Raw genomic sequence first — 21,430 nt, forward strand, 5'->3', positions numbered from 1 at the left:
ATGACCTTGTCGCGTCGCACGTTGATCGCCGGCGCCGCTGTCGCAGCTGGAGGAGCCTTGGTCGCCACACCCGCCACCGCAAGCGCCGCCGACGCCTCGTACGGCGGCAACCTGCGCGGCACGATGGACTACGCCATCGCCAAGCTGCGCGCGGTTGCGCCGACCGTGACGGCCTTCCCCACCGGCACGAAGTTCGAGAAGTACACCACCGCCGCCGACGGCAGCTGGGTCGGCGGCTTCTGGCCGGGCCAGCTGTGGATGGCCTACCTGTACACCAACGACGACTCGTTCAAGCAGCTCGCCGAGTCGTGGGCGCTCAAGCTGGCGCCCAGGCAGACCCAGAACACCGACCACGACCTCGGTTTCCTGTTCACCCCGTCGTGGGTAACCGCTTTCCGGCTGACCGGCGAGACGTCCTGGCGGGACGGCGCGCTGGTCGCCGCCGGCGAGCTGATCAAGCGGTTCAACGAGAAGGGCCAGTTCATCCGGGCCTGGGGCGCGCTGGGCACGCCCGCCAACGCCGGCCGGATGATCATCGACACCATGATGAACCTGGACCTGCTGTGCTGGGCCGCCAAGGTCACCGGCGACAGCAGGTACCAGGACGTGGCCGTCGCGCACGCCAAGACCGCCGCGAGGTACATGGTGCGGCCGGACAACACCACCTGCCACGTGTTCGACTTCGACCCCGACACCGGCGCGCCGATCGGGCAGAACACCGTGCAGGGCTACAGCGCCACGTCGTGCTGGTCGCGGGGCCAGTCGTGGGGCGTGTACGGCTTCGCCCGGATGTTCCACCGCACCGGCGACCGGGCCTTCCTGGACGTGTCGAGGCGGCTGGCGGACTGGACCATCCAGCACATCACCGACGACTACATCCCGGTGTGGGACTACCGGTCGCCGCTCGCGCCGTACGACGTGAAGGACTCGTCGGCCGCGACGGTCAACGCGGCCGGCATGTTGGACCTGGCCAAGCTCACCGGCAACCCGCGCTACGAGGCCGCCGCGCTGCGGTTCCTCGACGCGCTCGGCCGGTCGTGCCTGACCACCAGGTCGGCGCGGGCCGACGCCATCCTGGCGCGCGGCACCCGCAACCGGCCCGCGGAGGACGGCGTCGAGATCGGCCTGCCCTACGCGGACTACTACCTGATGGAGGCGATCCTGCGGGTCCTGCGGCCCGACCGGGCCACCCTCGCGTTGGACATCTGAGTCAGTGGTGGCGGCGCTGCCGGCGATACGGCAGCGCCGCCACCACGACCACCCCGGCCAGCAGCAAGGCGGTGCCCGTCCAGAACAGCGGGATCGTGTCGTAGGCGGCGTTGGTGTAGGCCAGCGGCGGCGAGCCCTGCGGGGCCGGGTTGGTCGCCGGCGGGGTCGTGGAGCCGCACACGACGCCGCCGGTCGGCGCCACCGCGCGGGCCACCTGCTCGCCCAGCGTCACCTGGGCCAGCGCGGACGGCAGGTTCGGCAGGCCCAGGGCGTCGGTCGGCAGCAGTTGGAGGTCCAGCAGCCGGGCCGTCGCGCCCAGCTGGAAGCCGGTGAACGGCTGACCGGTGATCTGCTGGGTCTTCTGGTCCAGCTCGGCGATCTGGAGCCGCAGCACGCCGATGTCGATCTTCTTCAGCGCCGCCGGGATGGGGCTGCCGTTGGGCAGCAGGCCGCCGATGATCGGAAGCTTGCCCAGCTGGTCGGCGCCCGGCAGCGGCACGCCCACCGGCACGTCCAGCTTCGGGTTCGCGGCGTCCAGCGTGCCCAGCGTCTTGCCGCCCTGTACCACCTGGAGCACCGGCGCCGTGTAGTTCACCGTCGAGGTCTTCGGGTCACCCGTCGACGTCACCTGGAGCGTCGGCTGGCTTACCACGTTGACGTCCAGCTCCATCGGCGTGCCCGCCAGCACCTTCACGCTGGCCACCTGCATGGTGGATGTCGACTGCACGGCCTTGTTGGGCGAGCCCGGGATGTCCACCAGCTTCACCACGGAGCGGGAGCTCAGCGTGTTCGGCAGGCTCACCAGCGAGCCCTTGCCGTCCGAGGTCTGCTTGCCCGACAGCAAGCCGCCCAGCTGGCTCAGCGGAGCCGTCATCGTCTTCAGCGAGTCCACGACCTGGTTGGCCGTGCCCTGGTCCAGCTTGCTCGACGGGTTCACCAGGCCGGTGAGGTCCGTCACGTTCGGCAGGTTCGGGATCGCGTTCAGCACGGACAGATCCGCCAGCGACGTCTGCGCGTCCGCGATCGTGTCCACGCACGGGCCCGCCGTCTCGCTCCACCTCGCGTGCACGCTGCCGTTGAGCACGCCCACCTTCAGCAGCGTGTCCAGCGGCGTCGACGGCGGGTTCAGGCCGCCCGACGTCGGCTGCGGGTTGTCCGGCAGGGCCGTCTGCGACAGCGCCCCCGGCGTCTGCGGCGCGTTGCCCGCGATCGCGAACCCCAGCGGCGATGCCTGTGCGATCGCGTGCTCGTAGGAGAGGTATGCCTCCGAGTTCGCCTGCGCGCTCGACAGGCCGAAGCCCGCCTCCGCCGCCGGCTGCTTCGGCAGCTCGTCCTGGAGGTTCGGCAGGATCGACGAGGTCGGCACCGAGTTCGGCAGCAACCGGATCACCGCCAGGCCGCCGCCCGCGTCCCCCACCGCGTGGCCCAGCGGCTGCGGCCCGTTCGGCGCCGAGGCGGGCGGCTGGTTCGGGTCCGCCGGGCTCGGGATCGGGGTCGTCGTCGGCACCGCGAAGGCCGGCCCCGCACCCACCGCCAGGAGGGCGACAGCGGCCGGCAGTGCCAGGGCGAGCGGCGGGCGACCTCGCATCAGCGGCTTCCTCCTCGGTGGCCAGCGCATGAGACCGGCGTCACGTAGGTGCTAACGACAGAGGTAACCGCAGGTAACGGGTTTGTTGCTAGCTTGATCAACACCACCCGGCCAGGTGAGACCCCCGTCACCCGCGCCCGGCCGGTATCCCGTGCACGACTGGTGCCCCCGGCCCGCTATAGTTGTCCACGCACCACGCCGCCTTAGCTCAGTCGGCCAGAGCAGCTCACTCGTAATGAGCAGGTCGTCGGTTCGATTCCGACAGGCGGCTCGCGATCCGGGCGATCCATGTCTGCTGTGAAGCGCAGACATGGATCGCTCGTTGTGTTTTGTGGGGGCCCGGCCCCCACACCCCCACGCCGGGGCTTCGCCCCGGACCCCGACGGGTGGTCCATGGGGTCTTCCCTCTCCGGAAGGCCCGCAGTTTCAGGACGGGTGCTGCCAGACCACCAGGTCGGTGGCCAGCGCGAACTGCCCCTCCGGGTGTCGGCCCTTCACGGTCATCAGGCCGATGTCCCCGTCCTTGTTCTGGAAGCACACACGGTCGCCGACGTGCACGTTCAGGAAGCTGCCGGAGATGTTGTGCAGGAGCAGTTGGCGGCAGTCGTCGAACCCGGCCCCGGCAGCGGGCGTGTCCAGCCTGGCCGCCAACGTGCCGTTGGCGAGGCTCAGCCTGTCCACTTGCTGCTCGTCGTCCATCAGGCCCACGGAGATATTGCCCTCGAGTTCGCTGTATTTGGGCGGCACTAAATGGATGCTCAGCCCGCTCAAGTCGCCGCCACTCGTCAGCACGACCTGACCACTCCATGACGGTGCTGCGCCCCCACCGGACGAGGCCGTACTGGAGACTCCGGGTGAGCTGCTCGGAGTTGTCGACGCCGGTCGGCTGCTCGGCCCGGTGGTGGGTTTGACCGTCGTCGACGTCTGGGTGGGGGTGGTCGTGGTGGACGGCTTCGTGCCGGCCTCGTCTGCGGGCAGCCTCGTCAGCCACAGAACAACAACGGCCGTGGCCAACACGATGATCACGACCAGCAGCACGATCACGACGCCGAGGCGGACACCAACCACGCGCGCCGGGCCGCCGGAACGGTCGTCGCGCCGCACCACAGGGCCAGTGGCGCGAGGCTCGACCTCTGCGGAGCTGGCCGGGACCAACTTTCCGCGGTCGGTCGCCGAGCCAGCCGCTGGCTGCCGAGCGCTGTCACCACCGGCGGGCGACGATGGCGCCGGGCGATGACCCTGCTGCTCGTCGTTGGCCACGTTCGATGCACCCCCAAGGAAAAACGGCGAGCGCCATGGTGGCACGCACGCTGGGGGTCTTCTGGTGTTTTGGTGGATCATCAGCCGGATGGCCGTTACCGCGCCGCGCGGAGTTTGCCCCAAACGTGTTGATCTTCTTGCTCGGGGCCGGCGCGGTGAAGAGGATGGCCGGATGTCGCAGTGGGCGGCCGGGGCCGACCCGGAGCGGGCGAACGTGGCGCGGGTGTACGACTTCCTGCTGGGCGGGTCGCACAACTTCGAGGCGGACCGGGAGATGGCGCGCCGGATGACGGCGGCGGCGCCGGAGGCGCCGATGGTGGCGCGGGCCAACCGGGCGTTCCTGCGGCGGGCGGTGCGGGAGCTGGGGAAGGCGGGGATCCGGCAGTTCCTGGACATCGGCGCGGGGATTCCGACGGTGGGGAGCACGCACGAGGTGGCGGCGCCGGGGGCGAGGGTGGTGTACGTCGACCTTGACCCGGTGGCGGTGGCGCACGCCCACGTGTTGCTGGCGGACGACCCGAACACGGCGGCGATCCAGGGAGACCTGAGGGAGCCGGATCTGCTGCTGGCGCTGGCGGAGGCGACGCAACTGCTGGACTTCGGGCAGCCGGTGGCGGTGCTGATGCTGGCGGTGCTGCCCTTCGTCAAGGACGAGGAGCGCCCGGCGGAGGCGATCGGGCACCTGCGCGAATCCCTGACGCCGGGCAGCCATCTGGTGATCTCGCACGGGGCGAGCGACGCGGTGGCGCCGGACGAGGTGGCGGACCTGTACGCGAAGCGCGCGACGGCGACGATCAACTTGCGCAGCAAGAAAGAGGTGACGGCCTTCCTCGACGGCTGGGAGGTGCTGCCGCCGGGGGTGGTGTGGCTGCCGGAGTGGCGGCCGGAGGACGAGGTGGGAGACCTGGCCGGGGCCAGGATGTACGGGGCGATGGCCCGCAAGCAGTAGCCCTTACAAACCCCGAACATGCGCCGCACGGGGACCGCACCGACGCGCTCCAGGCTGACGGCCATGAGAACAGCGATCACGGCACTGACCCTGACGGCGATGGCCCTGACCACCGCGCCGGCCTGGGCGGACACCACCGCGCCGGCGCCGATCACGATCTCCTCCGACCAGGTGAAACAGATCTGCGAGCAGCGGGTGCCGAGGCTGGAGGAGCGGATCACGGCCCTGACCAAACGCATCCAGGCCGGTCCGGGCGTGGCGGGCTCGGTGCAGTGGCTGCAGGCCCAGGCCAAGCGCGCCCAGGACACCGGCCACCAGGACATCGCGACCAGACTGACCGACCGGGCCGACCGCCGCCAGGGTGACCTGGCGAAACTCGACGACGCCAGCAAGAGGCTGGACGCCTTCAAGGCGGCGCACTGCGGATGAAGCGCCTGACGACAGGACTGCTGCTGGCGCTCGCGCTGTGCGCCGGCTGCCACGCCCGGACGGCCCAGGCGCCGAGTCCGACGACGGTCTCGACCAGCGAACTCGACGGCATCGACAACACGCTGAACAGCATCGAGTCGGACGTCGACGACAACGGGTGACAGGATCCCAGCCATGCAGCCCGGCCGAGGACTGGTGCTCGTCGTCGAGGACGAGCGGGCGATCGCGGACCTGATCGCGATGTACCTGCGTCGCGACGGCTTCGGCGTGCACGTGGACGGCGACGGCCGGAGCGCGCTGGCCTCGGTGCGCCGGCTCAAGCCGGTGGCGGTGATTCTCGACGTCGGCCTGCCGGTCGTTGACGGTATTGAGGTGTGCCGAACGCTGCGGGCGAACGGCGACTGGACTCCGGTGCTGTTCGTGACGGCCCGTGACGACGAGGTGGACCGGGTGCTGGGCCTGGAGCTGGGGGCCGACGACTACGTGACAAAACCGTTCAGTCCCAGGGAGTTGGCGGCGCGGGTCCGTACGGTCCTGCGCCGCGCCCAGGGTCCGCAGGACCCGGTGTTCGAGGTGGGCCGCGTCCGGCTGGATCCCCGACAGCGCCGAGCCTGGGCCGACGGCACGGAGGTCGACCTGACGTCCACGGAGTTCGACCTGCTGGCGCACCTGATGCGCAACCGTGGCCGGGTCTTCGACCGCGACCAGCTGCTGAGCGCGGTCTGGGGCTACGAGGCGGTGGCCGGCACCCGCACGGTCGACGTGCACATCGCGCAGCTGCGCGGAAAACTCGGCGACGCGAGTCCGATCAGGACGGTCCGCGGCGTCGGCTACTCGGCGGACGACAAGTGAAGAGCCTCGCGGTCCGGATCACGGCGCTGTGCCTGGGCGTGGCGGCGGTGGCGGTCATCGTCGCCGGCCTGGTGTCGGCGCGGCTGGTGGCCGGCGCGGCGCAGGAGGTCACTGGCCAGGTTCTGGCCAACCAGGCCGATGTGGTGGCCAGCCAGCTCGCCGACGGCTCGGCGGTGGGCCTGCTCAAGGTGGTCAAGGTGCTGCGCGGCCAGGGCATCACGGTGGTGCTGGTCGGTCCGAACGGGACGCTGAGCAGCACCGATCCGCGGTCGACGGAGGCGGCCCGGCTGGCGGGCTCGGCGAAAGCGGCACAGGGGCAGAGGGTTTCCGGCGTGGAGACGGTGCTGGGCCGCACGCTGCTGGTGGAGGCGCGGCCGGCGCCCAACGGCGCCTTCGCACTGGTGGAGGAGCCGGCGACCGACCCGGGCCGGCAGCTGCTGCGCAACATCCTGCTCGCGCTGGCGATCGGGCTCGGCGTGGCGGCTGTGGCCGGTCTGCTGCTGGCACGTGTGCTGGCCCGGCCCCTTCGACGGGCGGCGCAGGTGGCGCACACGATGAGCGACGGCCGCCGCGATCTGCGGGTGCCGGTGGAGGGCCCGGCCGAGGTCGCGGAGGTGGCGCACGCCGTCAACGGCCTCGCGGATGCTTTGCAGCACAGCGAATCCCGGCAGCGGGAGTTCCTGTTGTCCGTCTCGCACGAACTGCGCACGCCCCTGACGGCCGTCAGCGGTTTCGCGGAATCCCTTGCTGACAGCGTTGTCATCGGCGATCAGGTGGCCGAGGTGGGGCGCACCATCCAGTCGGAGGCGCACCGACTGGACCGTCTGGTAAGCGACCTGCTGGACCTGGCCCGGCTGGGCGCCGACGATTTCCGGTTGGACGTGGTGGAAGTCGACTTGGGGGCCGTGCTGCGGGACGCCGCCCAGGTGTGGGCCGACCGCTGCCGCCGCAAAGGCGTCGAGTTCGGTGTGGACGGCCCGGACGAACCACTGGTCGCCCGCGCGGATCCCCGTCGTCTGCGCCAGGTGCTCGACGGCCTGGCCGAGAACGCGCTGCGGGTGACGCCCGCCGGCCGCCCGATCGTGCTCAGCCTGTCGAAACCCTCTAACGCGGCGGTGCTCCAGGTGCGCGACGGCGGCCCGGGACTGTCCGAGGAGGACTACGGGGTCGCCTTCGAGCGCGGGGCGCTGCACGCGCGATACGAACGATTGCGGCCGGTCGGCAGCGGCGTGGGCCTGGCGCTCGTGCACGGACTGGTGGCCAGGATGGGCGGCACGATTGCAGCCGGTCCGGCGCCCGAGGGCGGCGCCGCCTTCACCGTCACTATCCCCCTCATTTGAGGGTCACTCGTTAGTGTCGGCGCGCACGACATTTGTGGAATTTCCGCCGCACGTGCATCTGCGCGTCATCCTTGAGTCACTCGATAGTGTGAACCGAAGCGTTTCGACGATCATGGCAGCCGATACCCGGACACCGTTCGTCGCCCGTGATCGACCGGTCGTCGATGATCGGGCGGGCGGGGCAACCGGGCTCGTGTCAGCGGCGCGTGACGGGAGCATGATTCCGGCACCGAAAAGCCGCGGTCGGCGTGCCAGCAGGAACCGCGGCGCAGTCCTTCCCTGTCGTCGCCCGAGAGAGGACCGAACTTGAGTGTAGAACCGCCACCGCAGCGTGACGGGTCACACGACCGAGTGCAGATCATCGTGCACGCGTTCCCGGATCGCACCCGGTCGGCGAGCCGGCCGCCGAGCTGCCCGCAGCAGCCGGCGACCGCGGGCCGTGGTCGCGGCGGCGCGCACCGCCGTCCCAGTTCGAGCCTGCTGCCGACGCTGGTCCGCCGGGTTTTCGCGGGGTGGCTGCCGTCCGATTGACGGCGCAAGAATCGATGCAGTGAATGGGCGGGGCGTCCATCGGGAGATCAATTCCGCTGGACGCCCCTTGGTGTGTTCGGGTGATTTACGACCCCCGCCACCCCAATGGGCGAGTTTCGTATCGGCGGTCCGGTCCGATGCTCCTATCAGCGGTACCCGCCGGGTTGCGGCGGGCCCTAGGAGGGGACATCGCCAATGACCAGTCCGACACCGAGGAGCGTCGCCCGCTACGGCTGGGTTCCTGATCTGCCCGACGCCAGGGACCACATCTACGCCGCGCCCCGCGCCGCCGTCGCCAACCTGCCCGCGAGCACCGACCTGCGTTCCGGCCTGCCCGACTGCTACGACCAGGGCCAGATCGGCAGCTGCACCGCCAACGCCATCGCCGGCGCGTTCGAGTTCGCGCTGCGCAAGCAGGCGCTCGCCGACTTCATGCCGTCCCGCCTGTTCATCTACTACAACGAGCGGGCCATGGAGGGCAACGTCGGCACCGACTCCGGCGCGCAGATCCGCGACGGCGTGAAGAGCGTGGCCAAGCAGGGCGTCTGCCCGGAGACCGAGTGGCCGTACGAGGCCATCCCGGCCGACGCCAACGGGCACTTCCCGCCCGGCTCGCGGGAGGCCACCAAGCCGACGGACGCCTGCTACCAGGACGCCCTGAAGAACCGGGTGACCACCTACCAGCGCGTGATCACCACGCTGGACCAGCTGCGCGGCTGCCTGGCCGCCGGCTACCCGTTCGTCTTCGGCTTCACCGTGTACGAGAGCTTCGAGAGCCAGCAGGTCGCGCAGACCGGCGTGGTCCCGATGCCCGGCCCGTCCGAGCAGGTGCTCGGCGGCCACGCGGTGCTCGCCGTCGGCTACGACGACGCCAGCCAGCGGTTCCTGGTGCGCAACTCGTGGGGCACCGGCTGGGGCCAGAACGGCCACTTCACGATGCCGTACGCGTACCTGACCGAGCGCAGCCTGTCCTCGGACTTCTGGACCGTCCGCGTCGTGTCCTGAGAAATGCGACCGCGAAACGGCCCGGCCGTGGCGGCCGGGCCGTTTTCCGTTGTCGGCACTCACTTCTCGCCGGCGGCGGCGTTCACCATCCGGGCCACCGGGACCAGCCAGCGGCGCTGCACCGCCGAGCAGCCGACGATCATCGCGAACAGCGGGATGTTGGTGGCCCACACCGCGGTGTCGAACGGCAGCGTGAAGACGATCAGCAGGCGCGCGGCCACCTCGAGCACGAAACCGATGGCCCACACCATGTTCACCCGCACCAGCAGGTCGCGGAACGCCGTCGAGTTCACCGAGAAGTCGTCCCAGGCCGCCGACTTGCCGGCGCTGTTGGCGATGAACGGCTTGAAGGCCGAGGTCATGACCGGCTGCCGGCGCAGCGCCATCACGCCCACGTAGACGCCCAGCGTCGCGGTGCCGACGCCGTCCTTGGCCAGCATGAACGTCGGCGACCCGGTCAGCAGCGTGATCGGGATGCTGACCAGCGTCAGCACCAGCACCGCCAGCGCGAACTGGTCGGGTTTGCCGGCCCGTAACGTGGTCCATATCGTGCGCGCCGCCGGCACCAGGCCGCTGATCACCAGGGCCGGGATGGCGTCCAGGCCGAAGGCGTTCTTCAGCAGGTAGTAGCTGCCCAGCGGGAGCGCGATGTCCAGGATCAGCGGCAGCACGCGACCCAGCGCGCCCTGCCCCTGAGCGGCGGTGGTGGGGGTCTGGGTGGCTGCGATCTGCTGCGTCGTCGTCATGACCGGAACGCTACGAACGCACGGCTTTCCGCGCGGGTGCCGGACGATCGAGGTCGGCCATGACAGTTGTCACGACCGGTTCGGGCGCAGGGTCCACAGCACGGTGAGCTCGGTGGTGACCACGCCCTCGGCGTTGCTGATGGTCACGTGCACCGGGAACTCCGGCCGCTGGCCGGCATCCAGCTCGGCGACGACCTCGGCGGCGTCCCGGCCGAGCACGGCCTCCGCGCGCAGCGGGCCCAGCGCCACCTTGCGGTAGCCGATCTCGGCCTTGGCCACCAGCGGCGTGGCCCGGCCGAGCTGGTCGGCGAACGCCGTGAGCAGCAGCGCCCCGGACGCGGTCTCGCCGATGCCGAAAATCATGGCCGCGTGCAAGCCGCCGACGTGGTTGTGTTGACGGGGGTCGTCGGCGATCGTCGCGACGACCTTGTCCGGTCCGATGTGCTCGAACTCGACCCCGTTGCTGCCGACCCACGGCACGGCCGTCTTCATGCCCTCGCCGATGAGTGCGTAGTCAGTGCTCATGGGCCGATGCTACTCGACGGTAACTTAGCTCGTCTCCCATGACCCAGCTCACAGAGTATTTCATTTGCTAAGACATCCCCTCGAGATGCATGCTTGTACTCGGCAACTACTTGGATGACACAAGCAACAGGGGGGAGCCCCGTGGTTCCGCTGGGTGAGGTCACGCAGGACGACCTGGAGGTGGCCGACGACATCGGGATGTCGATCGCCCGCCTGCACAGGTTGCTGGCCTGCGTGTCGTCCTCCGGCAGCAAGGCCAAGGCCGGCATGGACCGGCCGACGTTCATGCTGCTGGCCACCCTGGCCGAGCACGGTCCGCGCAGGTCGGGGGCGCTGGCCGAGGCGCTGCACTCCGACCCGTCCACGGTCAGCCGCCAGGTGGCGCAGCTGGTCAAGGCGGGTCTGGTCGAGCGCAAGGTGGACGACCAGGACGGCCGGGCGACCGTCCTGGCCGCGACCGAGCCGGGCCTGGCCCTGCTCGCGGAGATGCGCGGTCGGCGCAACGCGCAGATCGCACAAATGATCATGCACTGGCCCGATGACGACCGAGCCCGGTTCGCCGAGCTCTTCGAGCGGTTCATCACCGACTACGAGCGCCATCTGCCGGTGTTCATCGCCGCGTTCGCCGACAAGGCGGGCGTGGGAGGGGAGAAGTAATGTCACAGACCGCTTCCACGGCGGAACCCACCGCCGTTGTCGGCGGTGGGGGGTTCACCCAGCGTCAGATCATGACCGTGATCTCGGGTCTGATGCTGGGCATGCTGCTGGCCGCGCTGGACCAGACGATCGTCTCGTCCGCCATGCGCACCATCGCCGACCAGCTGCACGGCCAGACGCTCCAGGCGTGGGCCACCACCGCGTACCTGATCACCTCGACCATCGCGACCCCGCTGTACGGCAAGCTGTCCGACCTCTACGGCCGCAAGCCCATGTACCTGGCCGCGATCTCCATCTTCCTGGTCGGCTCCGTGCTGTCCGGCATCTCCACGTCGATGTACGAGCTGGCCGCGTTCCGCGCGCTGCAGGGCGTCGGCGCCGGCGGCCTGATGTCGCTGGCCTTCGCCATCGTCGGCGACATGATCCCGGCGCGGGAGCGGGGCAAGTACCAGGGCTACTTCCTGGCCGTGTTCGGCCTGTCCAGCGTGGCCGGCCCGGTGGTCGGCGGCTTCTTCGCCGGCCTGCACTCGCTGCTGGGCGTGGACGGCTGGCGCTGGGTGTTCCTGGTCAACGTGCCGATCGGCGTGATCGCGCTGATCGTCGTCAGCCGGGTGCTCAACCTGCCGCACCGCCGCGTCGAGCAGAAGGTGGACTACTGGGGCGCGCTCACGCTGTGCCTCGGCGTGGTGCCGCTGCTGATCGTGGCCGAGCAGGGCCAGCAGTGGGGCTGGGGTTCGGCCGGGTCGCTGGCGATGTTCGCCGTCGGCGCCGTCGGCATCGTGGCGTTCATCCTGGTCGAGCGCCGGATGGGCGACGCCGCGCTGCTGCCGATGCGACTGTTCCGCAACTCGGTGTTCAGCCTGGCCAACGTCCTCAACTTCATCGTCGGCATGGGCATGTTCGGCGGCCTGGTGGCGCTGCCGCTGTACCTCCAGATCGTCAAGGGCGAGTCGCCCACCGACGCCGGCCTGCTCACGCTGCCGTTGATGGTCGGCATCACGGTGTCGTCGCTGAGCTCCGGCCAGGTGATCGCCAGGACCGGCCGCTACAAGGTGCTGCCGATCATCGGCACCGCCACCATGGCGCTGGCGCTGTTCCTGTTCACCGGCCTCGGCCCCGACACCAACCTGGCCGTCGCCGGCCTGGTCATGGCGCTCATGGGCATCGGCCTGGGCCTGTGCATGCAGACCCTGGTGCTGGCGATCCAGAACGTCGCCAAGCCGCAGGACATGGGCGTGGCCACCGCGTCGGCCACGTTCTTCCGCGGCATCGGCGGCACCGCGGGCACGGCCATCTCGCTGTCCATCCTGTTCGGCGTGGTCGGCGACCGGATCGGCAACGCGTTCAAGACCGCGCAGACCGACCCGTCGTTCCTCGCCGCGACGCACGACCCGCAGGTGCTGGCCAACCCGGTCAACGCCGGCTTCCTCAAGGGGCTGGCCGGTGGCGGCGGCGGCATCGACCTGGAGAACACCTCGTTCATCCAGCTGCTCGACGCCCGGCTGGCGCGGCCGCTGCTGGAGGGCTTCTCCTCCGCGATGGACACCGTGTTCCTGGTCGGCGGCATCACCACCGCGATCGCGTTCGTGCTGGTCTGGTTCCTGCGGGAGGTCCCGCTGTCGACCAAGTCCGGCATCCAGCGCGCCAGCGAGGAGGAGAGCGCCGACGAGCGCCCGCTGATGCCCGTCATGGAGTGATCGATCCATAGGAAAGGGCCCCTCTCCGCGGAGAGGGGCCCTTTCCGTGATTCAGTGCTTCGCGAACGGCTCGATGCTGCCGTTGGCGATCGCGTCGCGGTAGCGCTGGTAGGAGCGCTCCACCTCGGCCTCGGCCTCGGCGCGGCCCACCCAGGTGGCGCCCTCCACGCTCTTGCCCGGCTCCAGGTCCTTGTACACCTCGAAGAAGTGCTGGATCTCCAGCTTGTGGAACTCGTTGAGGTGGTGGATGTCGCGCAGGTGCTCCGAGCGCGGGTCGTCCGCGGGCACGCAGAGCAGCTTGTCGTCGCCGCCCTTCTCGTCGGTCATCCGGAACATGCCGATCGTGCGGGCCCGGATCAGACAGCCCGGGAACGTCGGCTCCTGGACCAGCACGAGGGCGTCCAGCGGATCCCCGTCCTCGCCGAGCGTGTCGTCCACGAACCCGTAGTCGGCCGGGTACTGGGTCGCCGTGAACAGCGTCCGGTCTAGCCGGATGCGGCCCGTCTTGTGATCGACCTCGTACTTGTTCCGCACACCCTTGGGGATCTCGATGGTGACGTCGAACTCCACTGTCCTCGCTCGTTTCGCCTCTTTGCGCGGGCGCACTCCACGGTCGGCGCGCTGCGTCGGGGTTGGCACTCTCGTAACGCCACTAGTGTGGACCACGAGTCGTGCGTCTCCGGCACCCATGTGACCGGTGAGCTGTGTGAGCTTGGTCCGTGTGGTCACGGGCCCGTCGAGGAGGACCCTGTGCCCGAATCCGGCCAACCGGCGCCGAGCTGGCCGAGCCAGCCGACCGACGGTACCCCGGACCAGGCCGTCGCCGCAGGTGGGGGCGAGAGCGTCGGCTGGCCGGCCGCCGACGGCGACAACGGGGGGCCGGACTGGCCGACCGACGAGCTCGCGTCCCCTGATGTGGTGAAAACCGCAGACCAGGCCCCGGCGGCGGAGGCCGACGCGGAGGTCGAGCCGGACGCCGACGCCGAGCCGGAGCCCCTCTCGGCCGCGAAGCCCGAGGTGGAGGAGCCGGCGGCCGCCCAGGAGGCGGCGGCCGATTCGGAGCCGGAGAGCGCTCCGGAGCCGGAGCCGGAGGCCGGTCCGACGGCGGAAACCGAGTCCGAGCCCGCACCTGAACCGACTCACGACACCACCCCCGACCCGTCTGAGGATGACGCCTCGACCTCGGATCCGATCTCGAACGCCCAGGAGGCCGAGGCCCCGGAACCGGCCGCTGACCCCGAGCCGCAGCCGGCGCCGGCCGCGGACCTGGAGTCGGACTCGGACGTCGAACCGGATTCGGACCCGGAACCGCAATCGGATCGGGAACCGGATTCCGATCCGGAACCGGACTCGGCGGCGGATTCGGCCACGCCGGCTCCGGATGCTGAGGCCGACGACCTGGCGTCGGACGAGCCACCGACCCCGGCGCCGACCGTGGAGACGACGGCGACCTCGACCGACGCGCCGGAGGCCGACGCGAGCTCGACGGCGTCCAGCCCGGCCGACAGCTCGGCGGAGTCGATCACGTCGCCGTTGACGACACCGTCCGAGCAGCCGACCTCTTTCCTGCCGACACCGGTCCCGGAGCCGGATCCGACTTCGGCACCCGCAGAGCAGCCGACCTCGTCGTTCTCGACGCCGCCCACGGAGCCGGCCGAGCCACCGTCGGCCTCGATCACCAAGCCGGAGACTCCGGCCGCGGAGCCGCCCGAACCGGCCCCGGTCGAGCCGGCGTCCGACTCGACCCCGGTCACGAAGCCGCTGCCGGTCCCGCCGCCGGCGCCGACCACGAAACCGCTCACGACGTCGGCCTCGCTGGCCTCCGCGCCGCCCACCACCGAGTCGGCGCCGACGCCTCCCGCGAAGCCGATCCCTGCCCCAGCCCCGCCGCCCGCGGACTCGGCGCCGACCTCCCCGCTGCCGCCCACCAAGCCGGCTCCCACCTCGGCCCCGCCGATCTCCTCGCCGCCGCCCGTGAAGCCGGCGCCGACGGCCCAGCCACCGAGGCCGACGCCGCCCTCGGGTGGGCCGGCCATCCCGCCGTCGGCCCCCGTCCGGCCGCCGACGGGGAACCCCCTGCCGCCGGGCCTGGCCGCGAAGGCCCCGACCGCGCCGCCGCTCGGGCCGCGGCCGCCGATGCCGCCGAAGGCGCCGCCGACCCGGATCCCGCCGTCGCCCCCGATGGCGGCGAAGCAGCCGCCCCGGCAGCCGCCACCGCCGCCGAGGCCGGTCGCCAGCGAACCCGAGACGATCCGGATGAGGCTGGCGGACATCTCGTCGCTCGAGGACACGGTCACGAGCCTCGAAAGCACCATCACGATGCCGGTCGACAACGACCGGGCTCGCCTCGACCCGCCGACGGTCCAGATGTCGGCCCCGGTCGACACGCGGCGTGGCGACGATTCGCCGACGGTGCGGGTGCAGCTGCCGCGTCCGCCTGCTGCGGGACGTCCGGAGCTGGGCGATGACGTCCCCCAGCCGGCCCCGCAGCTGCCGCCACCGCCCCGTGACCACGACGATGACGCGCTGGAGGTGCCAGCGCCGCGGCGGTCCCGCAGGCCGGCGCTGGTGGGTCTGGCGATCGTCGTCGTGCTGGCGGTCGGTTGCGGCGTGTGGTTCGGCGCGCCGAGCGTCGTGCAGGCCCTCGGTTTCGGTGGGACGACGGCAATTCCGACCGCGCCGCCACCGTCGCCCGCGGCACCGGAGGAATTGCTGAAGCCCGTCACCAACGCGCCGACGCCGTCCGCCGAGGGCATCGCCGCGGCGCTGGCGGGCCCGGCGGGATCGCCGGCACTGGGCACGCTGACCGGCACGGTCATCGACCCGGCGACCGGAACCACGTTGTGGGACCACAACTCCACGACGCCGCTGACGCCCGCCTCGTCCGGCAAGCTGCTCGCGACGACGGCGGCGCTGCTGTCGCTGGACCCGCAGTTCCGCTTCACCACCACGGTGGTCGCCGGTCCCGACCCCGACACCGTGATCATCGTCGGCGGCGGCGACCCGTCGCTGTCGTCCCTCCCGGACGGCAAGGAGAGCGTCTACCCCGGCGCCGCCCACCTGGACGACCTGGTGGCCCAGGTGAAGCAGGCGACCGGCGGCGCCGTCCACAAGGTCCTGTTCGACACCAGCCGGTACAGCGGCGACGCGATGGCCCCGGGCTGGGAGGCCAGCGACATCGCCGGTGGCTCGGTCGCGCCGATCACGCCGCTCATGCTGGACGGCGGCCGCAGCCGGCCGACGGTCTCGGAACCGCCCCGCACGGCGACGCCGGACGTCGACGCGGCCAAGGAGTTCGCCCGCCGGCTCGGCGCGGATCCCAACTCGGTGGCCAAGACGACCGCGCCGGCCGGCGCGAAGGTGCTGGGCAGCGTGCAGTCGCCGCCGCTGACGGACATGATCAGCAACCTGCTCCAGATCTCCGACAACGTGATGGCCGAGGCCGTCGGCCGCGAGGTCGCCAAGCAGGCCGGCGCGCCGACGACGTTCGCCGGCGGCGCCAGCTCGGTGCTGAACATCCTGCGCAGCAACAACTTCGACCTGTCCGGTGTGACCATGATGGACGGCAGCGGACTGTCCACTCAGGACCGTGTGCCGGCCAAGCTGTTCGGCTCGATCATGTCGGTGGCCGCCGGCCCGGCGGGCGGCAACGACGCGCGGGTGGCCAAGCTGCGGCCGCTGCTGATCGGGCTGCCGGTCGCCGGCGGCAGCGGCACCCTGTCCGACCGCTACAACGACGCCACCTCCGCGCCGGGCAAGGGCTGGGTGCGGGCCAAGACGGGCACCCTAGACGGGGTGAACACGCTGGCCGGCATCGTCCAGGACACCGACGGCAAGGTGCTCGCGTTCGCCCTGATGTCCAACGGATCCCAGATCGACCAGGGCCGCGCCGCGCTGGACGACGTGGCCGCGGCGCTGCGCGGATGTGGATGCCGCTGATTCGGCTGCTGCCATCACCGCGTCACGCAAGGTAGCGTCGACAGGGTGAACGCGGGAAACGCAGCCAGGTCCCTGCCCGCCGGCGGTGCTCCGTCGCCGGTGGACTGGTCGGTCGCCGCGTCGACCGCCCAGCGGTTGATCCGGTCCGGCCCCGCCGTGCCCAGAGCCGAGGCCGACGCCGTCGTGCGCGAGCTGCGCGACATGACCGGCACGGCCGAGCTGCACGTGCGCGAGTTGACCGGCCTTGGCGCCGATCTGCCGCTGCATGAGGGCGTGGTCGTCGACCGGCACGGCTGGGTGCGGGCCGCGAGCGAGGGCCTGTCCATCCTCACCGAGGGCGCGATGCCCGCGACCGTGCCCGGGCCGCTGGCCGGCGTCCTCGCCGGCACCGCGGGCGTGCAGGCCGGCATGGTGCTGGCGTTCCTCAGCTCACGGGTGCTCGGCCAGTACGACCCGTTCGGCGGCGGCGGCCGGCTGCTGCTCGTCGCGCCCAACATCGTCGCCGCGCGGCAGGCGATGGACGTGCCCGCCAGCGACTTCAGCATGTGGGTCTGCCTGCACGAGGTGACGCACCGGTTGCAGTTCACCGCCGTGCCGTGGCTGCGGGACTACTTCTCCGGGCAGGTCGGCCAGCTGCTGTCCGTCATGGACGACACCGCGGTCGGGGCGTTCACCCGCGTCCCGGAGATGGTCCGCTCGGCGCGCGACCGGCTCAAGTCGGTGCGGCCCACCGAGGTCGGGCCGACCGCGCTGATGGAGCTGATCCAGTCGCCGGAACAGCGAGCCGTGCTCGACCGGCTGGTCGCCATGTCGACGCTGCTCGAGGGGCACGCCGACCACGTCATGGACGCCGTCGGGCCGGTGGTCGTGCCGTCCGTGACGACGCTGCGGACCCGGTTCACCGCGCGCCGCAAGGGCGGCGGTGTGCTGGACCGTGTGCTGCGCGCGGTGCTCGGCGTCGAGGCGAAGATCCGCCAGTACGCCGAGGGCGCCGCCTTCACGCGGCACGTTGTGGATGCCGTCGGCATGCACGGCTTCAACGAGGTGTGGACGTCGCCGGAGACGCTGCCGTCCCGCGCCGAGATCGCCGACCCCGACGCCTGGCTCCGCCGGGTGCTGCCCTGAGTTGTCCACAGGCGCCCCGTTTTCAAGATCGACTAGGGGTTGCCGCTGGTAGACTGGCTTCGGGGTCGCCCCCCTGGGACGGGTGGGGGCTGAGCTGGTTGGGGTTGGAGTGGCGGACAGTGCGCGTCCCGACGAGGCGGTGTCGGCGGTCCGCACCGCGGTACGCCGCCTGATCACCACCGCCCGCAAGGCCGGCCACCTCGCCGACGGGCAGCTGGCCGTGGCGGTCTCCGGCGGCGCGGACTCGCTCGCGCTGGCGGCCGCGGCGCAGCACCAGTCCCGACGCCTCGGCCTCACCGTGCACGGACTGATCGTCGACCACGGCCTCCAACCCGGCTCGGACAAGGTCGCGGCCGTGGCGGCGGACCAGCTCACCGACCTGGGCCTGCGCGCACAGGTCCTGACGGTCGACGTAGACGGCCCGGGCGGCATGGAGGCAGCCGCCCGCCGTGCCCGCTACGCGGCGCTACGCGGCGCCCTGCCGGCGCCGGACGCGATCGTGCTGCTCGGCCACACCCGTGACGACCAAGCCGAGACGGTGCTGCTGGGCCTCGGCCGCGGCTCCGGCCCCCGCTCGATCGCCGGCATGCGGCCGCTGGACCCGCCGTGGGGCCGCCCGCTGCTGGCCGTGACAAGAGCCCAGACGGAGCGCGCCTGCACGGCCCAAGGGCTGACCTGGTGGAGTGATCCGCACAACGCCGACCCGTCCTTCACCCGGGTCCGGCTGCGGCAGGAGGTCCTGCCGCTGCTGGAGGACGTGCTGCGGGGCGGCGTCGCCGACGCCCTGGCCCGCACGGCGGCGCAGCTGCGGGAGGACAACGACGCCCTGGACGCGATCGCGGCCGAACTGCTGGTCGGAGACCCGGCGGAGCTGGCGGTCGAGGCGCTCGCCGGTACCCCGGCCGCGATCCGCCGGCGGGTGCTGCGGACCTGGCTCCGGCGACGCGGTGTGACCGAACTCACCGACGCCCAGTTGCGTGACGTCGACGCACTGATCGGTGAATGGCGAGGTCAGGGGGGCGTGTTGCTTCGCGGCGGCTTGGTCGCACAGCGCGCACATGGCAGGCTGCAACTAGACCGAGCGTCGCCCTGACCAGGGGCGCGCATCCAGGCCGGAAGAGGGGAAGCTGCCCGTGTACGAGGGCGACATCGCCTCCGTGCTCATCACCGAGCAGCAGATCAGCGACAAGATCCAGGAACTCGCCAAGCAGGTCGCCGCGGACCATCCCGCGGCCGACGGCGGCTCCGACCTGTTGCTCGTCGGCGTGCTCAAGGGCGCGGTGATGTTCATGACGGACATGGCGCGGGCCCTCCCGGTGCCCGTCCAGCTGGAGTTCATGGCCGTCAGTTCCTACGGGTCCTCCACGTCGTCCTCGGGCGTGGTGCGCATCCTCAAGGACCTCGACCGGGACATCGCCGGCCGCAACGTGCTCATCGTCGAGGACATCGTCGACTCCGGGCTGACGCTGTCCTGGCTGCTCAAGAACCTGGCCTCGCGCCGGCCGGCGTCGCTGGAGGTGTGCGCCCTGCTGCGCAAGCCCGACGCCGTCAAGGTCGACGTGCCGGTCCGCTACGTCGGCTTCGACATCCCCAACGAGTTCGTCGTCGGCTACGGCCTCGACTACGCCGAGCGCTACCGGGACCTGCCCTACATCGGCACCCTGGACCCGGCGGTCTACTCCAGCTGAACGGAGTCGGTGACCCGCGAGGCCGCCGCCGGTGCCTGGACCGCGGGCATTTCTCGATCGAGTCTTTCCATCGATCGAGAAATGCCAAGGGAAGGCACCGGCCTCGTGGGCGGCCGAGCCGGCGCGCGGAACGCGCGCCAAAAGCTCAACAGCCGCTGCCCGTGCAGGGACGTCGGCTCAAGGCGTCGAACAGGACGCCGCGGAACGAGTTCGCGTCCTGCGCCTGGTAGGCCTTGCCGCCGGTGGCCTGCGCGATCTGGTTGAGGGCGTTCATGTCGGCGTCCGGCCCCAGCCCGATGCCGATCACCTCCACCGGCTTGGACGAGTCCTGCTGCGCCCGCAGCGTGCTCAGCAGGCCGGTGAGGTCCAGCCCGCCCTGCTTCTCGTTCTTGCCGTCGGTGATCAGCACGACCGCGTTCACCTTGGTCGGGTCGAAGTCGTCCCGCAGCGTCTCGTACGCCGCGAACGCCGTGTCGTAGAGCGCGGTCCCGCCCCTCACCCGCGCCGGCAGCGATGTCGCCGCCTGCTGGAGCGCGAACCGCTGGCTGATGCCGCCCACGGTGCCGCCCAGCGGCCCCAGCGGCACGAGCTCCTTCCAGTCGTTGGGCGGGCCCTGCTGCTGCGAGAACGCCCACAGCCCCACGTACGTGCTGTCCGGCATCAGCGACATCGCCGCCAGCGCGCCGTCGCGCGCCACCTCGATCCGGGACTGCCCATCCGGCATCGGCGTGGTCATCGACCCGGACACGTCGATCACCGCCAGCGTCCGTCCGTCCAGGTGCACCACGTTCCACGCCCGCAGCACCGTGCTCACCTGGGCCGCCGACGGCGCCGGCAGCAGTGGCGGGGTCGCGGCCTGCACACCGTCCTTGCCGCCCCAGGTCGCCGACGCGGCGCCCTTCGAGTCACGGAACCCGGCTGCGGCGAAGATGCCCGCCGACCGCGCCGACCGCAGCTCCTGCTCGAACGCGGCCGCCGCCCCGTCGGTGCCGGTGACCTCGCCCCTGGTCGTCACCCGCACCACCGGGTAGTCGAACAGCACCGTGCCCTCGGCCGGATAGATCGCCACCGCCTTCGACGCGGTCACCGAGTCCACGTTGTGCGACACCACCGACTGCTCGGTGGTGGTGAACAGGATCGCGTTCTCCGGGTCCTGCCGGATCTTGGCGAAACCGTCGGTCACCGAGCTCAGCGTCGTGCTGCGCAGGCGCAGCAGGATGGCGATCAGCTCCTGCGGCGGCAGCCCGCTCGGCTGCGCCGGCAGCAGGCCCTGCGCCAGCCCCAGCGTGGCCACGCCCTCGGTGTTGGTCACCGGGTCCGCGATGGCGATCGGCGTCTGCCCGGTCACCAGCCGCTGCCAGCTCACCGGCGACTTCGGCCAGCCCAGCTTGTTCGCCTGCGCCGTGCTGGCCGCCACCACCAGCGGCGAGGACGCCAGCGACGGGTGCTCGGCCAGCTTCGGGCTGTTGCCCGGGTCCTTGCTGTCCACGTCCTGCGCCGTCGACACCCACAGCGACGAGTCCGGGATCCACAGCGCCGGCGGGTCGATCGGCCGGGTCGGCAGCGACTGCACCACGTCCGCCGAGCCCTCGCTGACCACGGACACCTTCACGCACTGGCCGTTCACCGCGGCCTGGTCGTGCTGGAACGCGTCGGCCACCGACTGCACGGCCGTCGCCGCGCTCGGCGTCACCGCGACCCGCAGCGGCACCTCGCCGGCACAGCGCACGGAATTGGCCGTGTTCGCGACCACCACCCCGCCCACGGCCAGCGCGGCGACCACAAGAGGCAGGAAGAAATGCCATTTCCTCCCTCGACCGGGCCGGGACGGGGACCGGTGGGATGCAGTTGGCGTAGACATGGTGGTGCGCGAACCTCCTGGTCGGCGTC

At 71.4% G+C, this 21,430-nt stretch carries 21 protein-coding genes and 1 tRNA gene; 15 read left to right on the top strand and 7 right to left on the bottom strand.

Annotated elements, in window-relative coordinates; translation table 11 throughout:
- Complete coding sequence (locus BCF44_RS14300) at positions 1-1,209, top strand: glycoside hydrolase family 88 protein (RefSeq protein ID WP_116174709.1); 1,209 nt, start codon at positions 1-3, stop codon at positions 1,207-1,209.
- Between the two features lies 1 nt (position 1,210).
- Here BCF44_RS14300 and BCF44_RS14305 read toward each other — a convergent pair whose 3' ends face one another.
- On the bottom strand, positions 1,211-2,797 hold the full coding sequence (locus tag BCF44_RS14305) for a hypothetical protein (protein ID WP_116174710.1): 1,587 nt from the start codon (positions 2,795-2,797) through the stop codon (positions 1,211-1,213).
- Positions 2,798-2,994: 197 nt separating this feature from the next.
- Between BCF44_RS14305 and BCF44_RS14310 the strand changes: the two genes are divergently transcribed.
- Positions 2,995-3,068, top strand: a tRNA-Thr gene (locus tag BCF44_RS14310).
- Between the two features lie 155 nt (positions 3,069-3,223).
- On the opposite strand, the gene BCF44_RS14315 is transcribed toward BCF44_RS14310, so the two are convergent.
- Positions 3,224-4,057 carry a hypothetical protein gene (locus tag BCF44_RS14315; RefSeq protein WP_147328492.1) on the bottom strand — a complete coding sequence of 278 codons (834 nt, stop codon included), beginning with the start codon at positions 4,055-4,057 and terminating at the stop codon, positions 3,224-3,226.
- Between the two features lie 172 nt (positions 4,058-4,229).
- Here BCF44_RS14315 and BCF44_RS14320 point away from each other — a divergent pair, with 172 nt between their 5' ends.
- The 7 genes from BCF44_RS14320 to BCF44_RS14345 all read left to right on the top strand — a co-directional run bounded on the left by BCF44_RS14320 (position 4,230) and on the right by BCF44_RS14345 (position 9,163).
- Complete coding sequence (locus tag BCF44_RS14320) at positions 4,230-5,006, top strand: SAM-dependent methyltransferase (protein WP_170217529.1); 777 nt, start codon at positions 4,230-4,232, stop codon at positions 5,004-5,006.
- A 63-nt stretch (positions 5,007-5,069) separates the two neighbouring features.
- The gene (locus tag BCF44_RS14325; protein ID WP_116174713.1) at positions 5,070-5,435 is read left to right on the top strand and encodes a hypothetical protein; all 366 of its coding nucleotides are present in this window, start codon (positions 5,070-5,072) and stop codon (positions 5,433-5,435) included.
- Positions 5,432-5,596, top strand: coding sequence for a hypothetical protein (locus BCF44_RS55450; protein WP_170217530.1), 165 nt, complete (start codon positions 5,432-5,434; stop codon positions 5,594-5,596). The genes BCF44_RS14325 and BCF44_RS55450 overlap by 4 nt, the downstream gene beginning before the upstream one ends.
- Before the next feature lie 13 nt (positions 5,597-5,609).
- Positions 5,610-6,287, top strand: a complete 678-nt coding sequence (locus BCF44_RS14330; protein ID WP_116174714.1) for a response regulator transcription factor — start codon at positions 5,610-5,612, stop codon at positions 6,285-6,287.
- Positions 6,284-7,627: a HAMP domain-containing sensor histidine kinase gene (locus BCF44_RS14335; RefSeq protein ID WP_116174715.1), complete on the top strand. Its 1,344-nt coding sequence runs from the start codon at positions 6,284-6,286 to the stop codon at positions 7,625-7,627. The genes BCF44_RS14330 and BCF44_RS14335 overlap by 4 nt, the downstream gene beginning before the upstream one ends.
- Positions 7,628-7,978: 351 nt before the next feature.
- Positions 7,979-8,158 (top strand): hypothetical protein, encoded by a 180-nt coding sequence (locus tag BCF44_RS14340; RefSeq protein ID WP_116174716.1) that lies wholly within the window; start codon positions 7,979-7,981, stop codon positions 8,156-8,158.
- A 195-nt stretch (positions 8,159-8,353) separates the two neighbouring features.
- Positions 8,354-9,163 carry a C1 family peptidase gene (locus tag BCF44_RS14345; RefSeq protein ID WP_116174717.1) on the top strand — a complete coding sequence of 270 codons (810 nt, stop codon included), beginning with the start codon at positions 8,354-8,356 and terminating at the stop codon, positions 9,161-9,163.
- Between the two features lie 59 nt (positions 9,164-9,222).
- On the opposite strand, the gene BCF44_RS14350 is transcribed toward BCF44_RS14345, so the two are convergent.
- The gene (locus tag BCF44_RS14350; RefSeq protein WP_116174718.1) at positions 9,223-9,909 is read right to left on the bottom strand and encodes a VC0807 family protein; all 687 of its coding nucleotides are present in this window, start codon (positions 9,907-9,909) and stop codon (positions 9,223-9,225) included.
- 69 nt (positions 9,910-9,978) lie between these two features.
- Positions 9,979-10,434: a DUF4442 domain-containing protein gene (locus tag BCF44_RS14355; RefSeq protein WP_116174719.1), complete on the bottom strand. Its 456-nt coding sequence runs from the start codon at positions 10,432-10,434 to the stop codon at positions 9,979-9,981.
- A gap of 141 nt (positions 10,435-10,575) precedes the next feature.
- On the opposite strand from BCF44_RS14355, the gene BCF44_RS14360 reads away from it, so the two are divergent.
- Together BCF44_RS14360 and BCF44_RS14365 are read left to right on the top strand one after the other, a co-directional pair.
- On the top strand, positions 10,576-11,091 hold the full coding sequence (locus tag BCF44_RS14360) for a MarR family winged helix-turn-helix transcriptional regulator (protein ID WP_246015030.1): 516 nt from the start codon (positions 10,576-10,578) through the stop codon (positions 11,089-11,091).
- Positions 11,091-12,788 carry an MDR family MFS transporter gene (locus BCF44_RS14365; RefSeq protein ID WP_116174721.1) on the top strand — a complete coding sequence of 566 codons (1,698 nt, stop codon included), beginning with the start codon at positions 11,091-11,093 and terminating at the stop codon, positions 12,786-12,788. Before BCF44_RS14360 ends, BCF44_RS14365 begins: the two co-directional genes overlap by 1 nt.
- A gap of 51 nt (positions 12,789-12,839) precedes the next feature.
- Here the strand turns inward: BCF44_RS14365 and BCF44_RS14370 are convergent, their stop codons facing one another.
- Positions 12,840-13,358 carry an inorganic diphosphatase gene (locus BCF44_RS14370; RefSeq protein ID WP_116174722.1) on the bottom strand — a complete coding sequence of 173 codons (519 nt, stop codon included), beginning with the start codon at positions 13,356-13,358 and terminating at the stop codon, positions 12,840-12,842.
- Positions 13,359-13,927: 569 nt separating this feature from the next.
- Positions 13,928-15,079 (bottom strand): hypothetical protein, encoded by a 1,152-nt coding sequence (locus BCF44_RS14375; protein ID WP_147328493.1) that lies wholly within the window; start codon positions 15,077-15,079, stop codon positions 13,928-13,930.
- Between BCF44_RS14375 and dacB the strand changes: the two genes are divergently transcribed.
- The 4 genes from dacB (at position 15,045) to hpt (ending at position 19,540) form a co-directional block, all read left to right on the top strand.
- The gene (gene dacB, locus BCF44_RS14380) at positions 15,045-16,727 is read left to right on the top strand and encodes a D-alanyl-D-alanine carboxypeptidase/D-alanyl-D-alanine endopeptidase (RefSeq protein ID WP_116174724.1); all 1,683 of its coding nucleotides are present in this window, start codon (positions 15,045-15,047) and stop codon (positions 16,725-16,727) included. The two genes, BCF44_RS14375 and dacB, sit on opposite strands and share 35 nt — an antisense overlap.
- Positions 16,728-16,772: 45 nt before the next feature.
- Complete coding sequence (locus tag BCF44_RS14385) at positions 16,773-17,852, top strand: zinc-dependent metalloprotease (protein WP_246015034.1); 1,080 nt, start codon at positions 16,773-16,775, stop codon at positions 17,850-17,852.
- Positions 17,853-17,961: 109 nt separating this feature from the next.
- Entirely contained in the window at positions 17,962-18,945 is a 984-nt protein-coding gene (tilS, locus tag BCF44_RS14390; protein WP_116174725.1) for a tRNA lysidine(34) synthetase TilS, read from the top strand.
- A 40-nt stretch (positions 18,946-18,985) separates the two neighbouring features.
- A complete protein-coding gene (hpt, locus tag BCF44_RS14395) occupies positions 18,986-19,540 on the top strand; it encodes a hypoxanthine phosphoribosyltransferase (protein WP_116174726.1) in 555 nt (184 codons plus the stop codon).
- 145 nt (positions 19,541-19,685) lie between these two features.
- Here hpt and BCF44_RS14400 read toward each other — a convergent pair whose 3' ends face one another.
- Positions 19,686-21,323 (bottom strand): substrate-binding domain-containing protein, encoded by a 1,638-nt coding sequence (locus tag BCF44_RS14400; RefSeq protein ID WP_170217531.1) that lies wholly within the window; start codon positions 21,321-21,323, stop codon positions 19,686-19,688.
- Positions 21,324-21,430 lie beyond the last annotated feature (107 nt).

This window comes from Kutzneria buriramensis, from assembly GCF_003387475.1.
Lineage (GTDB): Bacteria > Actinomycetota > Actinomycetes > Mycobacteriales > Pseudonocardiaceae > Kutzneria > Kutzneria buriramensis.

Excerpts from the sequence above, each read along its gene's own strand:
- BCF44_RS14300 (WP_116174709.1), top strand. The coding sequence starts at position 1 with ATGACCTTGTCGCGTCGCACGTTGATCGCCGGCGCCGCTGTCGCAGCT.
- BCF44_RS14305 (WP_116174710.1), bottom strand. The coding sequence starts at position 2,797 with ATGCGAGGTCGCCCGCCGCTCGCCCTGGCACTGCCGGCCGCTGTCGCC.
- BCF44_RS14320 (WP_170217529.1), top strand. The coding sequence starts at position 4,230 with ATGTCGCAGTGGGCGGCCGGGGCCGACCCGGAGCGGGCGAACGTGGCG.
- BCF44_RS14325 (WP_116174713.1), top strand. The coding sequence starts at position 5,070 with ATGAGAACAGCGATCACGGCACTGACCCTGACGGCGATGGCCCTGACC.
- BCF44_RS55450 (WP_170217530.1), top strand. The coding sequence starts at position 5,432 with ATGAAGCGCCTGACGACAGGACTGCTGCTGGCGCTCGCGCTGTGCGCC.
- BCF44_RS14330 (WP_116174714.1), top strand. The coding sequence starts at position 5,610 with ATGCAGCCCGGCCGAGGACTGGTGCTCGTCGTCGAGGACGAGCGGGCG.
- BCF44_RS14345 (WP_116174717.1), top strand. The coding sequence starts at position 8,354 with ATGACCAGTCCGACACCGAGGAGCGTCGCCCGCTACGGCTGGGTTCCT.
- BCF44_RS14350 (WP_116174718.1), bottom strand. The coding sequence starts at position 9,909 with ATGACGACGACGCAGCAGATCGCAGCCACCCAGACCCCCACCACCGCC.
- BCF44_RS14355 (WP_116174719.1), bottom strand. The coding sequence starts at position 10,434 with ATGAGCACTGACTACGCACTCATCGGCGAGGGCATGAAGACGGCCGTG.
- BCF44_RS14365 (WP_116174721.1), top strand. The coding sequence starts at position 11,091 with ATGTCACAGACCGCTTCCACGGCGGAACCCACCGCCGTTGTCGGCGGT.
- dacB (WP_116174724.1), top strand. The coding sequence starts at position 15,045 with ATGAGGCTGGCGGACATCTCGTCGCTCGAGGACACGGTCACGAGCCTC.